The 12,809-nt window shown below is 72.2% G+C and carries 12 protein-coding genes; 5 read left to right on the forward strand and 7 right to left on the reverse strand.

The window, feature by feature from the left end:
- Positions 1 to 736, reverse strand: a 736-nt coding sequence (locus GUY61_RS25550) for an amidohydrolase family protein (protein WP_243766748.1), incomplete at its 3' end; no start/stop codon positions are given.
- A gap of 137 nt (positions 737 to 873) precedes the next feature.
- On the opposite strand from GUY61_RS25550, the gene GUY61_RS25555 reads away from it, so the two are divergent.
- Positions 874 to 2,475 carry a class I adenylate-forming enzyme family protein gene (locus GUY61_RS25555; RefSeq protein ID WP_166632596.1) on the forward strand — a complete coding sequence of 534 codons (1,602 nt, stop codon included), beginning with the start codon at positions 874 to 876 and terminating at the stop codon, positions 2,473 to 2,475.
- A 54-nt stretch (positions 2,476 to 2,529) separates the two neighbouring features.
- Here the strand turns inward: GUY61_RS25555 and GUY61_RS25560 are convergent, their stop codons facing one another.
- Both GUY61_RS25560 and GUY61_RS25565 read right to left on the reverse strand, forming a co-directional pair.
- Entirely contained in the window at positions 2,530 to 3,051 is a 522-nt protein-coding gene (locus tag GUY61_RS25560; RefSeq protein WP_166632597.1) for an EF-hand domain-containing protein, read from the reverse strand.
- Positions 3,052 to 3,173: 122 nt separating this feature from the next.
- Positions 3,174 to 3,548 (reverse strand): STAS domain-containing protein, encoded by a 375-nt coding sequence (locus tag GUY61_RS25565; protein ID WP_166632598.1) that lies wholly within the window; start codon positions 3,546 to 3,548, stop codon positions 3,174 to 3,176.
- 287 nt (positions 3,549 to 3,835) lie between these two features.
- Here GUY61_RS25565 and GUY61_RS25570 point away from each other — a divergent pair, with 287 nt between their 5' ends.
- Together GUY61_RS25570 and GUY61_RS25575 are read left to right on the forward strand one after the other, a co-directional pair.
- Positions 3,836 to 4,414, forward strand: coding sequence for a sigma-70 family RNA polymerase sigma factor (locus GUY61_RS25570; RefSeq protein WP_166632599.1), 579 nt, complete (start codon positions 3,836 to 3,838; stop codon positions 4,412 to 4,414).
- Positions 4,411 to 5,745 carry a zf-HC2 domain-containing protein gene (locus GUY61_RS25575; RefSeq protein ID WP_313896850.1) on the forward strand — a complete coding sequence of 445 codons (1,335 nt, stop codon included), beginning with the start codon at positions 4,411 to 4,413 and terminating at the stop codon, positions 5,743 to 5,745. The genes GUY61_RS25570 and GUY61_RS25575 overlap by 4 nt, the downstream gene beginning before the upstream one ends.
- 162 nt (positions 5,746 to 5,907) lie before the next feature.
- Here GUY61_RS25575 and purU read toward each other — a convergent pair whose 3' ends face one another.
- Both purU and GUY61_RS25585 read right to left on the reverse strand, forming a co-directional pair.
- Positions 5,908 to 6,780, reverse strand: a complete 873-nt coding sequence (purU, locus tag GUY61_RS25580) for a formyltetrahydrofolate deformylase (protein WP_166632600.1) — start codon at positions 6,778 to 6,780, stop codon at positions 5,908 to 5,910.
- A gap of 48 nt (positions 6,781 to 6,828) precedes the next feature.
- Complete coding sequence (locus GUY61_RS25585) at positions 6,829 to 7,275, reverse strand: SCO4402 family protein (protein ID WP_208106453.1); 447 nt, start codon at positions 7,273 to 7,275, stop codon at positions 6,829 to 6,831.
- A 172-nt stretch (positions 7,276 to 7,447) separates the two neighbouring features.
- Between GUY61_RS25585 and GUY61_RS25590 the strand changes: the two genes are divergently transcribed.
- Entirely contained in the window at positions 7,448 to 8,791 is a 1,344-nt protein-coding gene (locus tag GUY61_RS25590) for an ABC transporter substrate-binding protein (RefSeq protein ID WP_166632602.1), read from the forward strand.
- Between the two features lie 88 nt (positions 8,792 to 8,879).
- Here the strand turns inward: GUY61_RS25590 and GUY61_RS25595 are convergent, their stop codons facing one another.
- Together GUY61_RS25595 and GUY61_RS25600 are read right to left on the reverse strand one after the other, a co-directional pair.
- Positions 8,880 to 10,337 (reverse strand): hypothetical protein, encoded by a 1,458-nt coding sequence (locus tag GUY61_RS25595; RefSeq protein ID WP_166632603.1) that lies wholly within the window; start codon positions 10,335 to 10,337, stop codon positions 8,880 to 8,882.
- A 121-nt stretch (positions 10,338 to 10,458) separates the two neighbouring features.
- Positions 10,459 to 11,838, reverse strand: coding sequence for a transcriptional regulator (locus GUY61_RS25600; protein ID WP_166632604.1), 1,380 nt, complete (start codon positions 11,836 to 11,838; stop codon positions 10,459 to 10,461).
- Positions 11,839 to 12,116: 278 nt separating this feature from the next.
- On the opposite strand from GUY61_RS25600, the gene GUY61_RS25605 reads away from it, so the two are divergent.
- On the forward strand, positions 12,117 to 12,800 hold the full coding sequence (locus tag GUY61_RS25605; protein ID WP_166632607.1) for a bifunctional DNA primase/polymerase: 684 nt from the start codon (positions 12,117 to 12,119) through the stop codon (positions 12,798 to 12,800).
- The last annotated feature ends 9 nt before the right edge of the window (positions 12,801 to 12,809 follow it).

Genomic DNA, 12,809 nt, shown 5'->3' on the forward strand with positions numbered 1-12,809 from the left:
TCTGGGAGCTGGACCCGATGTGCATGTTGACGACCGTCCCGGTCTCCTCGCAGACCGCGAAGAAGGGGTCCCAGTAACCGGAGTGGATGGACGGCAGCCCCAGGTGGGTGGGGATCTCGCTGAAGGTCACGGCCCTCACTCCGCGCGCCGCGTTCCGCCTGATCTCGGCGACGGCCAGGCCGATGTCCCACAGGGGGATCAGGCACAGGGGGATGAGCCGGCCGCCGCTGTCCCCGCACCACTCCTCGACCATCCAGTCGTTGTAGGCGCGCACGCAGGCCAGGGCCACCTCCTTGTCGTGCGCCTCGGCGAAGGTCTGGCCGCAGAAGCGGGGGAAGGTCGGGAAGCACAGGGAGCCCTCGACGTGGTTGAGGTCCATGTCCTTCAGCCGCTCGGCGGGGTCCCAGCAGCCGGGCCGCATCTCCTGCCTGGTGATGCCATCGAGGGTCATGTCGTCCCGGTCGAAGCCGACGGCCGCGATGTTCCGCTTGTAGGGGAACTTGAGGTCCTCGTAGATCCACCAGTCGGTGGGCGGCCCTTCGGGATCCATGGTGATCTGGTACTTCCCGCCGACGTAGGCGAGCTCGCCGATGCCGGCGGTCAGCGGCCGGGGCCCGCGCTCGCGGTACTTGGCGGGCAGCCAGGTCTCGAAGAGGTGCGGCGGCTCGATCACGTGGTCGTCGACGCTGATGATCCTGGGCAGCTCCATCTGCGTGTCCCCTGTCCCCTCCGGCATGCCGATGACGTTTCTGATGACCCGTCAGAAAGCCAGGCTAGCCCCGCACCCCTGGACCGACAAGGCGGTGCGCCCTACGCTCGCGGCACGACCTGACGACTCGTCAGATCTTCCGCCGAGGGAGAGGGGTTCGTACCATGCGGCCTGCGGACACCGCGGACGCCCGGAACGCGCACACGCTCAGCGACTCCCCCACCCTGTGGGAACTCCTGGACCGCAGGGCTCGGCTGACCCCCGACGCACCCGCCCTGATCGAGGCCGCCGCCGATCCCGCGCGCGACACCACCATCACCTTCGGCGAGCTGCGCGACCGCGCCGAGCGGACCGCGGCGGGCCTGTACCGCATGGGTGTGCGCCCCGGTAGCGTCGTGGCCTGGCAGTTGCCCACCCGCGTCTTCACCGTGCTGCTCTCCCTGGCACTGGCACGGCTCGGCGCGGTCCAGTCCCCGGTCATCCCCTTCTACCGGGACCGCGAGGTCGCCTTCGCCCTGCGCGAGTCGGGAGCCGCCCACTTCGCCGTGCCCGGCGAGTGGCGGGGCTTCGACCACACCGCGATGGCGCACCGGATCGCCCGCGCGCTGCCCGCGGCGCCCCGGGTCTTCGAGGCGTACGACGGGCTGCCGGTGGGCGAGGACCTCCCGGAGGGCGGGGCCGCGGAACTGCCGCCGCCCCCGGCCTCGGGCACCGAGGTCCGCTGGATCTACTGGACCTCGGGCACCACCTCGGACCCGAAGGGGGTCCTCCACACCGACCGCTCCCTGATCGCCGGAGGGTCCTGCCTCGCCCACGCGCTGCGGCTCGGCCCCCGCGACGTCGGATCCATCGCCTTCCCGTACGCGCACATAGGCGGCCCCGACTACCTCGTGATGGTCCTGCTGTGCGGCATGCCCGCGGTGCTCTTCGAGCACTTCGCGCTGCCCGCCTCGCTCGACGGCTGTCGCAGGCACGGCGTGACGGTCGCGGGCGGCAGCACCGCCTTCTACTCGATGTTCCTCGAGGAGCAGCGCAAGCGGCCCGGCGGGAAGCTGATCCCGAGCCTGCGGCTGCTGGCCGGCGGCGGGGCGCCCAAGCCCCCGGAGCTCTACCGGGCCGTCGTACGGGAGATGGGGTGCCGGCTCACCCACGGCTACGGCATGACCGAAGTGCCGATGATCACCATGAACTCGCCCGACGACACCGAGGAGAACCTCGCCACCACGGAAGGGCGGCCACCCGCCGGCATGGAGATACGGATCACGGCTCCGGACGGCGGACCACTGCCGCCGGGCACCGACGGGGAGGTCAGGCTGCGCGGCGAGGCCGTGTGCCGCGGCTATCTGGACCCCGCCGCCACCACCGAATCCTTCGACTCCGAGGGTTTCCTCATCACCGGCGACCTGGGGCGCCTCACCCCGAGCGGGCACCTGGTGCTGACGGGCCGCCTGAAGGACGTCATCATCCGCAAGGGCGAGAACATATCGGCCAAGGAGATCGAGGACCTCCTGCACCGGCACGGGGGCGTGGCCGACGCCGCCGTGATCGGCCTGCCCGATCCGGCGCGCGGCGAGCGGGTGTGCGCGGTGGTCGAACAGCCAGCGGGCGCGGAGCCCCTGACCCTGGAGGCGATGACTCTCCATCTGCGGTCGGAGGGCCTGGCGGTGCACAAGCTGCCGGAGCAGCTCGAGCTGGTGGAGGCCCTCCCCCGCAACGAGACGCTGCGCAAGGTGCTCAAGTACAAACTGCGCGAGCGGTTCTCCTGACGCCGGGCGCGCGGACGGGCACGCCCCTGACGCCGTCCGGCGAAACGCCCGTCCTCACGCGTCCGGTTCGGCCGTGGCGAAGTACGCGGCGAAGGCCGCGGCGATCTCCTCCTCGGTGATCCGGCCGTCGCCGTCCGCGTCGAGCGCGGCCGCGGCGCGCCCGGCCCGTTCGGCGTCCACACCGAGCACCTTGAGCACCCGCTCGGTCTCCTCGCGCGTCGCCGCCCCGTCCCCGTCCTGGTCGACGACGGCGAACGCGGCGTGCAGGAAGGGACGGGCGATGTCGACGAAGCGGTCGGGGTTGTCGCGCAGCCGCTTGGCCGCCCCGGTCACGAACTCCTGCTTGGTGACCCGCTGATCGCCGTCCCGGTCGGCGATTCCCGCCATGCCCTGCCAGAACGCCTCGGCACCGATGTAGAGCGCCTGCCCCTTGTCGCAGCGCGCGGTCGTCCCGAACTCGGCCAGTACGGCTGCCGCGGCGGTGCTGAAGTCCTCGCGGTCGATGTAGCCGTTGCCGTCCTGGTCGAAGCTGGCAAAACGATCGGAGATCTTGCGCTCGTACTCGGCGCTGTCCATGGTCGGCCTCGCGGGTCTGAAGGTGGGTACGGAACTTCAGACGGAGCGTACGGCCTGGGTGGCCGTGAAGTTAACAGAAACCGGTGATCAGAAGCCTGGAGACGCAAGAGCGAGGCGAAGTACTACGCGGAGACCGGGGCCGCCTCGTCGTCGGCCGCGCTCTCCACGTCGGTGTACACCTCGAACAGCCGCCGCACGCCCAACGCGGCGAGGACGCGGTTGACATGGGAGCCCTCCTCCGCACCCCGGGCGGGCAGGACGAGCCGCAGCCGGCCCTGGCAGGAGCGCATCAGGCGGCGGGTGGCTATCAGGACCCCGACCCCGCTGGAGTCGCAGAAGAGCACGCCCGAGAGATCGAGCACCAGGTCCCGGCGCCCCTTCGCCACCACGGCGTGGACGTGCTGACGCACCATGGGGGAAGTCGCCAGGTCCATCTCGCCGCTGACGCGCAGCACGGCCCACTCGCCCTGCGCGCTCTCGATCACTCTCAGCGCCATGCGATCCAAGCCCTTCGCCGTTCGTCGCCGTCGCCCGTCCATGGATTCCCCGGCCCATACCCCAACCGAGCCAAGGCATGCGGAATCAGTCGGTCCACGATGTGTATTCGGCTGATTCAAACCCTAATAATCAGTTTCGGTCACAAGGAGTCGGAAGAGAGGACGCGCACGGTGACGGGATCAATACCATCCGCATGCATCTCGACGGCGCGCATTGCCGCAAAGGGAGGTGCGCCACCACCCCTGCCGACTACATTCGAAGGGACGTGGGACAGGATGGGGGTCGTATGGCCAACGAAGCACCACCCCGCTGGGACCGCAGGATGCAGCAGCGGCTGGCACGCGGCGAGGCCGCGGCCCTCGGCGAGCTCTACGACCGGTTCGCGTCCCTCGTCCACAGCCTGGCCCACCGCGTCCTCGGGGACGAGGAGGCGGCCGACCGCGTCACCCGTGAAGTCTTCGGCCACGTCTGGGAGAACCCCGACACCTACGACCCGAAGCTGGGCTCCATGAGGTCCTGGGTGGCCACCCTCGCCCAGCGACAGGCCGTCAAACGGCTGCGCGAGTCAGAGTCCGCCTCCCTGCGGGAGGGCGGCGAGGGCAGCCCCGAGGCCCTGGAGCTGAAGGTGCTCAAAGCCTCCGCCGCCGCCCGCGCCGACTACATCCGCTCGTCGATGCCCCAACCCCTGCGCGAGGCCCTGGAACTGGCCTACTACAAGCGCCGCGACTACCGGCAGACCGCGGCCGACCTCGGCGTCACCGAGGACGAGGCGCGGCGCAGGCTGCGGCTCGGGCTGCAACTGCTCTCCACGGCCAACAACCCCGCGCCGAGCGCCTCGCCGCCCGGATACGGGAGGACGCTGTGAGCGGGCCGTCCGACCGGTTCGAAGGACCGCCCGGTGCGGACGGCGGTGCCGGGGGCGCCGCGCGCGCCCCGCGCATACCGCCGCAGCGCCGGTCCTTCGAGGACCGCGACCCCTCGCCCTTCTTCGCACCGATCGAGCCGCGCCCCGCCCCGGGGGGCGGCACGCACCCCCAGGAAGCGATCCCCACCGTGCCCGAGCCGGCCAAGCCGCCCGTCGAGCCGCCCGCGCTGGAACACAAGGTGCTCAAATCGCTGCTCGGCGCCTGGGCCCTGTCCGCCTGCTCCGCCGAGGAGGCCGCGGCGGTCGAGCTGCACCTCGGCGAATGCGCGCCCTGCGCGGAGGAGGCGCTGCGGCTGCGGGACGCCGTGGGCCTGCTCCAGCGCGAGGACACCCTGGACCTCGACCCGCAGCTGCGCTCCAAGGTGCTCGGCACCTGCCTGGACCGCAGGCCGGCCCGGATCCCGGTGCCGGAGTGGGTCGTCCCCTACGACACGGAGACCGCCCGGCTGGACGCGCTCCTGCGCGACATCGGCGACGTGGAGTGGCACGCCCCGGTACGCCTGCGCTGGTTCGAGGGCGAGCGGCAGGTGGGGCGCAAGACGACCGTCGCCGGAGTCATCGCCCACCTCATGACCGTCGACGGTCTGGTGGCGACCGCCCTCGGCCTCGACGACCCGCTGGGCGACCTCGCCCCCGAGGGGCCCGGGACTCCCCGGTCCCGTACGGAGGCTCTGTGGAAGGGTGCCGCTTCCCCGCCCACCGGAGCGGTCCACAGGCCCTGGCGGGAGCAGAGTCACACCCTGGTGCGCACCATCTGCTTCGCGGGCCGCTCAGCCGCCGACCTCACCGTGGCCTACGGCGACTTCGGCCTGCCGCTGCGCGACTCGATGCTGGACCGCGCCTTCGAGTGCTGGCTGCACGCCGACGACATCGCCGGGGCCATCGACTACCCCTACGGGCCACCGGCCGCCGGGCACCTCAACAGCATGATCGACCTGGCGGCCCGGCATCTGCCCGTCGCCCTCGCGGAACGCCGCCGCGCGGGACTGGCGGGACCGGCCCGGTCGCTGGTCGAGGCGGGCACGCCGGGGCGGACGCTCCACCTGGAGATCGAGGGGCCGGGCGGCGGCGACTGGTACATCCCGCTGGACTCCCCGGCGGCCGTCGCCTCGCCCGCGCACGCGGTGGCGCAGGTCGCGATGGACGGTGAGGAGTTCTGCCGGCTGGTGGCGGGCCAGGTGCCGCCCGACGACCCCGCGGCGGGCGGGGAGGGCGACAAGGCCGCGATCCGCGACGTCATGTTCGCCGCGGCATCGATGTCACGTCTGTGACCTCCGGCACCGGGCGGATTCCCGGTGCCGTGGCGGATTCCCGGTGCCGTCCGCGCGTGCCGTCCCAGCTCTCCGTGCGCCTCCCACCCGGAACCGCCGCGCCGCCCGGGACGGGCGGACGGGTCGGGCGGACGGGTCAGGCGGACGGGTCAGGCGGACGGGTCAGGCGAAGACGACCGTGCGGCGGCCGTTGAGCAGCACCCGGTGCTCGCTGTGCCACTTCACGGCCCGGGCCAGCACCTGGCACTCCACGTCCCGGCCCACGGCGACAAGCTGCTCCGGAGTGACCTCGTGGCCGACCCGCTCGACCTCCTGCTCGATGATCGGCCCCTCGTCGAGGTCGGCCGTCACGTAGTGCGCGGTGGCGCCGATCAGCTTCACGCCGCGCGCGTGCGCCTGGTGGTAGGGCTTGGCGCCCTTGAAGGACGGCAGGAAGGAGTGGTGGATGTTGATGATCCGCCCCGACAGCGCCTTGCACAGGTCGTCGGAGAGGACCTGCATGTAACGGGCCAGCACCACCAGGTCGACGTTCTCGCCGCGCACCAGCTCCAGGAGCCGCGCCTCCGCCTCGGCCTTGTTGTCCTGGGTGACCGGAAGGTGATGGAAGGGGACGTTGTACGAGGCGGCCAGCTCGGCGAAGTCGGTGTGGTTGGAGACGACGGCCGCGATCTCGACGGGCAGCGCCCCGATCCTCGTACGGAACAGCAGGTCGTTCAGGCAGTGGCCGAACCTGCTGACCATAAGGATCACCCGCATCCGCTCGTCGGCGCGGTGGATCCGCCAGTCCATCCGGAAGGAGTCGCCGATGGCGGCGAAGCTGGCCCGCAGCTTCTCCACAGTGACCGGGGCCTCGGCGCTGAAGTGCACCCTCATGAAGAACAGGCCGGTGTCGTGGTCGCCGAACTGCTGGCTGTCCTCGATGTTGCAGCCGGTCATGAAGAGGTAGCTCGACACGGCGTGCACGATCCCCTGCTTGTCCGGACAGGACAGCGTGAGGACGTACTGGTCGGGGGTGACGGGCTGCGACTGGCTCATAGCCTGACAGGATCCCACATCCGGGTGAAGGACCGGACCCCGAGGTCCTCAGGCCGCCCGGGTCATGATCCGCAGCACTTCCAGGGTGCGCGGCGGCGCGTCCGGGTCCTCGCCGTCGCTCATGGCGAGGCGGACGTGCGCGTCGCGTGCCGCGCGCACCGCCTCCGGCCAGCCGTGGTGCTCCAGGTAGGCGGAGACGGGGGCGTCCGGACCGACCTGGTGCATGATCCTCAGCACCCGCAGCACGGCCACGTCGACGAGGGCGGCCTCCTGGGAGTCACGGAAGATCGTGCCGACGTACTTCTCGGCCGACCAGTTGTCCAGCCAGGTGTCCTCCACCAGGCGGTACACGGCGTCCGTGACGTCGCCGTACTCCTCGCGGCCGGCCAGCCAGCACTCCTGCTGGAACACCGGATCGGAAAGCATGTGGAGAGCGGAGCGCACATTGGTGCGCCAGCGCCACCACGGCATGTCGTTGACAGGCATGCCGCCCATGGTGGACGAGCGACGGCCGCGACGGGAAGGGTTCTCCGAGCTTTGCACGATGCTCGATCGTACGTTCCCACTCGGATGCGACCCGGCGGCCCCCCTCAATTCACCCCTGCGTCACCGTCCGTTGAGGTGCGGTGACTCCGGTGTTCCCCATGGGGCGGAATTGTGAATGACCATGACAGGACGGCGACGCTCCTCCTCCCCCCGCGCCCTCGGGACCGCCGCGCTCACCGCGGCGGTGACGGCGGTGTGCACGTCTCTCATCAGCGGCTGCGGCGTGATCCCCGGCACCTCGGGCGACTCGGACGACCCCGTGGTCGTGATGACCTGGGCCCCCGAGGGGACCGAGGCCACCAATATGCCCGGGATGCCGGCCATGGCCAAGACCTATGCACAGTGGATCAACTCCAAGGGCGGCATCAACGGCCGCCCGCTGAAGGTCCTCACCTGCAACGACCACAACGACAGCATCAGCGCCGGCACCTGCGCCCGCGAGGCGGTCAAGGAGAACGTGGTGGCGGTGGTCGGCTCGTACAGTCAGCACGGCCGCTCCTTCTTCGCCCCGCTCGAGGCCGCCGGCATCCCCTACATCGGGGGCTACGGAATATCCGAGCAGGAGTTCAGCAGCCCGTTCTCGTTCCCCGTCAACGGCGGCCAGGCGGCCCTCCTCGCGGGCAACGGCATCCAGCTGGCCGGCGAGTGCGAGAAGGTCTCCCTGGTCCGGCCGGACACGGTCTCGGGGGACACCCTGCAGCGCATCCTCAACGCCGGACTGACCAGTGGCAAGGCCCAGAAGGCGAGCGACATCCGGGCCGCCGAGGACGCCACCGACTACACCGGGACCGCCCGGACGGCCCTCGAATCCGCCGGGAGCACGCCCGTCGGCGAGGACGGCAGCTCCGCAGACACGGCCGGAAGTGCAGATTCCGCCAGTGTGTCCGGGAAGGGGTGCGTCACGGCCGCGCTCGGTGAGCGCACCGAGACCTTCTTCGACTCCTACCGGCGGCTGCTGGGGGACGCCGACTCGGTGCGCTTCTCCTCCGTCCTCGGCAGCGTCGACCAGTCACTGGTCGACCGCACCGGCGGCGGCTCCGGCCCGCTGGAGGGCGCCTTCTTCACCGGCTGGTACCCCGTCGCGAGCGACCCCCGCTGGGACCCGATGCGCAAGGTGATCCGCGACTTCGCCTTCAAGGACAACCGCATCGACCCGGGCGACGCGGGAGTGCAGACCACCTGGATCGCGTACACCGCGCTGACCCAGGTCGTGGAGCACCTCGGCAACGGCGAGATCACCGCCCGCTCCGTCACCTCGGCGCTCAACAAGGGCCTGACCGTGGACACCGGCGGTCTCACGCCCGAGCTGAACTGGAGCTACGAGAACGCACTCGGTGTCCAGGACCTCCCGCGGGCCATCAACGCCGACGTGACATTCCAGGTGGTGCGCGGAGGACGGCTGGTCTCCGCGCGCAAGGGCTTCGTGGACGTCGGCAAGACCCTGGAGTCCGTGCCGGTCGCCTGAGCCCTGCCGCGTCGCCGGAGCGCCCGCGCCGCCTTGCCCGGGGCACGCCCCCGCTCCGGAACGAGCGGGGGCACCGTGCTCCCTGGGCTCAGAGCTCCGTGGTCTGCCTCTTGGTCAGGCCGTACGTTTCGGCGATCGGGTTCCACAGGCTCGCGGCCTCCGTCTTGGCCGCCGTGGCCTCACCGCTGGCCCTGTTGCCCGCCGCAGTCTGCCCGGTGACGCGCGCCTGGCCCTTCCTGCAGCCCTTGGGACCGGCCGTCTGGTCGGCCCACGCGGCGTAGTGCTCGTCGGCCGAGGCGGAGGCCTTCCATGCCTTGGTGAGCGCCGCGGTCAGCTTCGCGTGGTCGGGCAGCTTGTCGACGGAGAGGTCCTTCAGCCGGTCGACGAGGCCGTTGCGCTGGCCGGCCGCGGCCCTCAGGTCGCCGGCCGCCTGGCCGAGGTTGTCGCAGGTCTTGATGGACTGCACCGCGGCGATCACCTTGGCGCGGCTGTCGTTGCTCTCCGCGAGCAGCTTGTCCAGCTCCACCGCCTGGGTCCTGGCGGGGTCCTCGCTCGGCTCCGGCTCGGCCGGGGCGGTGTCCTTGGGCCCGGAACTCGCCGAGACCGTGGTGCCGTCGTTCGCCTCCGGCTCGTCGTCCCCGCTCATCAGGGCGCCGACGGTCAGTCCGACCACCGCGCAGCCGACGACCACGGCGGCGATCAGCGTCGTCGCCGGTTTCATCGAGCGGCGGCCGCCGTCCCCCGCGTCCCCGGCGCCGTACCGCCCGGGCTGGGGCTGGAAGGAGGTCTCCGGCTGCCGCGGGGGGAAGTACCCGTCGGCGGACCGGCCCGGTGCCGTTACGGAGCCGGGCGGCGGCCCCTGCCGCTCGGAACGGAAGAGTGCGTCGAACTCGGAGGGCGGAGCCTGGGCCGCCCCGTAGGGCGTCACGCCCTGCTGTCCGGACGTCGGCCCAGCGGGGACCGGCGGGAGGTACTGCGTCGCCTGCGCGTCGGGACCGCCGGGCCGGCGCCCGAGGAAGTGGGTGGAGTCGCCCGCCGTGTGCTCCGGGGGCAGCGTGCCCGCGGAGACGGGCGGTATGAGCTGGGTCGCCTGCGCGTCGGGGCCGCCGGGTCCCCCGGGCCCGGGGCCCACCGGGGGTATCAGCTGCGTCGCCTGCGCGTCAGGGCCGGCTGCGGCCACCGGCGCCATGAACTGGGTCGCCTGCGCGTCGGGCCCGGCCGACGGGTGTCCCATCGGCGGCGCGCCCTCGGGCGGCAGCGGCATCGCACCGTAGGACGGCGCGGAAGGCACGCCCGCGGGAGCACCCGGGCCGCCGCCGTACGCGGGCTGCCCCACCCCGTAGGCGTCCTGTCCGTGCGACTGGCCGTGCCCCTGCCCGGGCTGTGCGGAGTCCGGTCCCCAGGACCGGCCCCAGGGCGCGCCCTCGGCCGGTGAGGCCTGGCCGGACGGCGCCCAGGGCTCGCCGTTCGCGGGCAGCACGAGACCTTCGTGCGCGGGTCCGACCGCCGGAGACTGCGGTTCCCCGTCCTGTCCGCTCTGCGTCACCGGAACTCCTACGTGTGCGGCCTACGGAAGCTGAGAATCATCGGCTCACGCTACCGGGTCGCTCCGCGGGCCTGCCATGGCCCCGGTCACCACTCACGCAACTCACACAAGACGGATGCCCCTACGCCGCCTCCCGCATCTCCACCCGCGCGCCGAACTCCCGCACAGACGGTTCGTCCCGGAACGGTTCGAGCCGCTGCCGGAAGTCGTCCAGGTACTCCGTGCCCCGGTTGGAGCGCAGAGTCCCCAGCAGTTCCACGGCCCGGGCCCCGGTGTGGCATGCCTGCTCCACCTCCCGGCGCTGCACCTGCGAGGTCGCCAGCAGCACCAGGCCGATGGCCCGCCGGCGGGCCTTGGTCTCCGGCAGCCGGTCCAGGGCGTCCTGGGCGCACCGGCCCGCCTCCTCCGCCTGCCCCAGATCCCGGTGGCAGTGGGCCAGTTCGTCGGCGAGGTACGCCTCGTCGAAGTGCCCGATCCAGACCGGGTCGTCCGCACTGTCCGCGCGCTCCAGCGCCGTGACCGCACGGTCCGCCACGGCCCGGCAGGTGCGGGCATCGCCCATCAGGGCGTGCCCGCGTGCCTCCGCCGCGTAGAACATCGCCTCGGCGCGCGGCGTGACATGGCCGCGCGCGCCCTCCTGCGCCGCCCGCGCCAACTGCGCGATCTCGCGAGGGCTGCCGAGCTGCGCGGCCAGGTGGCTCATGCTGGCCGCCAGGACGTACCCGCCGTATCCGCGGTCCCCCGCGGCCTGTGCGAGCCGCAGCGCCTGGATGTAGTACCGCTGGGCGAGCCCGGGCTGGCCCGTGTCCACCGCCATGTATCCGGCGAGTTCGGTCAGCCGGGCGACCGCGCCGAACAGCTCGCGGCCCACGGCCTCCCGGTAGGACCCGGCCAGCAGCCCGGAGACGACGCTGTTGAGGTAGTGCACCAGGACCGGGCGGACGTGCCCGCTGCCGAAGCGGTGGTCCATCTGCGTGAGAGCGTCGGTCATCGCCCGCACGGCCTCGACGTCCGACCGGCCGACCCGTCCCCCGGCCGTGCGTGCCACCTGCGGGTCGGCGCCGCTGATCAGCCAGTCGCGGCTGGGCTCCACGAGCGCGGACGCGGCCACCGTCGAGCCGGCGAGGAACTCGCGACGGCCCACGTCGCTGCGCCACAGCTCGCAGACCTGCTCGATGGCACCGAGCACGGTCGGCGAGAACTGGAGCCCGACGCCCGAGGCGAGGTTCTTGCCGTTCGCCATACCGATCTCGTCGATGGTGACCGTGCGACCGAGCTTGCGGCCCAGCGCCTCCGCGATGATGCCCGGTGCCCGGCCGCGCGGCTGCTGTCCGCGCAGCCATCGCGCCACCGACGTCTTGTCGTAGCGCAGGTCGAGACCGTGTTCCGCGCCGACCATGTTGACGCGCCGGGCCAGTCCGGCGTTGGAGCAGGCTGCTTCCTGGATCAGCGCCTGCAGCCGTTCGTTGGGCTGGCGCGCGACGAGAGGCCTGGCGGCCATCACTTACCCCCTGTGGCTGCGACAATATGCGACAATCTGCGACGATCTGCTGCGGTCTACAGCGAACTTCGGCGATCACTGCTTTGATCACTGCCCGGTGGAAATGCGGAAAATGCGGCAAGCCGCCCTTCCGCGTCCGTTCCACGCAAGTGGCTACCCCGCCCCGGGACCTCATCCGCACGCGCGCCCCCGTCCGTGCTTCGATGCGCCCCGCATGCCGGGACCGGACGGCGTGTCCTTCGTCCCGAGGGCCGTAACCCCTGGTGGCGGCGGAAGTTGTGCTCTGCGTGGAACAGACCAGCGCAGTCGCGCAAGCCGCGGCACACATCCCGACGCAGCGCGGTGACCTGCTGCTCGACACGGCCGCGCGGTACGCGGAGGAACGCCACTGGGACGTCGTCCCCGGGACCTGGCTGGAGATGGTGGACGGCTACGAACACTGCTCGTGCGGCGCCGGAGACTGCCCCGCACCCGGCGCCCACCCGGCCGGTGAGGGCTGGGCCGCCCGGGCCACGGGCAGCGCGGCGGCGGCCCGCCTGCTCTGGTCGGAGCAGCCGAAGGCGTCCATCCTGCTGCCCACCGGCCGCGCCTTCGACGTGGTCGACGTGGCGGAGAGCGCCGGTTTCCTGGCGCTGGCCCGGATGGAGCGGTTGGCGGTGCCCCTCGGTCCGGTCGCGCTGACCCCCGACCGGCGCATGCTGTTCTTCGTGCTCCCCGGCTCCGCCGCCAAGATCCCCGAGCGCGTGCGGCAGTTGGGCGGGACGCCCGCCCCGCCGGCCCTCACCGCCCGCGGGGAGGGCGGCTACGTCGCGGCCCCGCCGACCCGCTTCGGCTCCCGCGGCCACGCCCAGTGGGTCCGCCGCCCCGGCCTCGCCAACCGCTGGCTGCCCGACGCGGAGGAACTGTTCCACCCGCTCGCCTACGCCTGCGGGCGCGACGCCGCGGCTGCCCGGGGCCGCTGAGTCACGGCC

The sequence above is a fragment of the Streptomyces sp. GC420 genome (assembly GCF_009916105.1).
Lineage (GTDB): Bacteria > Actinomycetota > Actinomycetes > Streptomycetales > Streptomycetaceae > Streptomyces.

Bases quoted from the DNA above. Each gene is read 5' to 3' on its own strand.
- GUY61_RS25600 (WP_166632604.1), bottom strand. From the start codon at position 11,838: ATGGCCGCCAGGCCTCTCGTCGCGCGCCAGCCCAACGAACGGCTGCAG.
- GUY61_RS25585 (WP_208106453.1), bottom strand. From the start codon at position 7,275: ATGGGCGGCATGCCTGTCAACGACATGCCGTGGTGGCGCTGGCGCACC.
- GUY61_RS25570 (WP_166632599.1), top strand. From the start codon at position 3,836: ATGGCCAACGAAGCACCACCCCGCTGGGACCGCAGGATGCAGCAGCGG.
- GUY61_RS25590 (WP_166632602.1), top strand. From the start codon at position 7,448: ATGACAGGACGGCGACGCTCCTCCTCCCCCCGCGCCCTCGGGACCGCC.
- GUY61_RS25565 (WP_166632598.1), bottom strand. From the start codon at position 3,548: ATGGCGCTGAGAGTGATCGAGAGCGCGCAGGGCGAGTGGGCCGTGCTG.
- GUY61_RS25560 (WP_166632597.1), bottom strand. From the start codon at position 3,051: ATGGACAGCGCCGAGTACGAGCGCAAGATCTCCGATCGTTTTGCCAGC.
- GUY61_RS25555 (WP_166632596.1), top strand. From the start codon at position 874: ATGCGGCCTGCGGACACCGCGGACGCCCGGAACGCGCACACGCTCAGC.
- purU (WP_166632600.1), bottom strand. From the start codon at position 6,780: ATGAGCCAGTCGCAGCCCGTCACCCCCGACCAGTACGTCCTCACGCTG.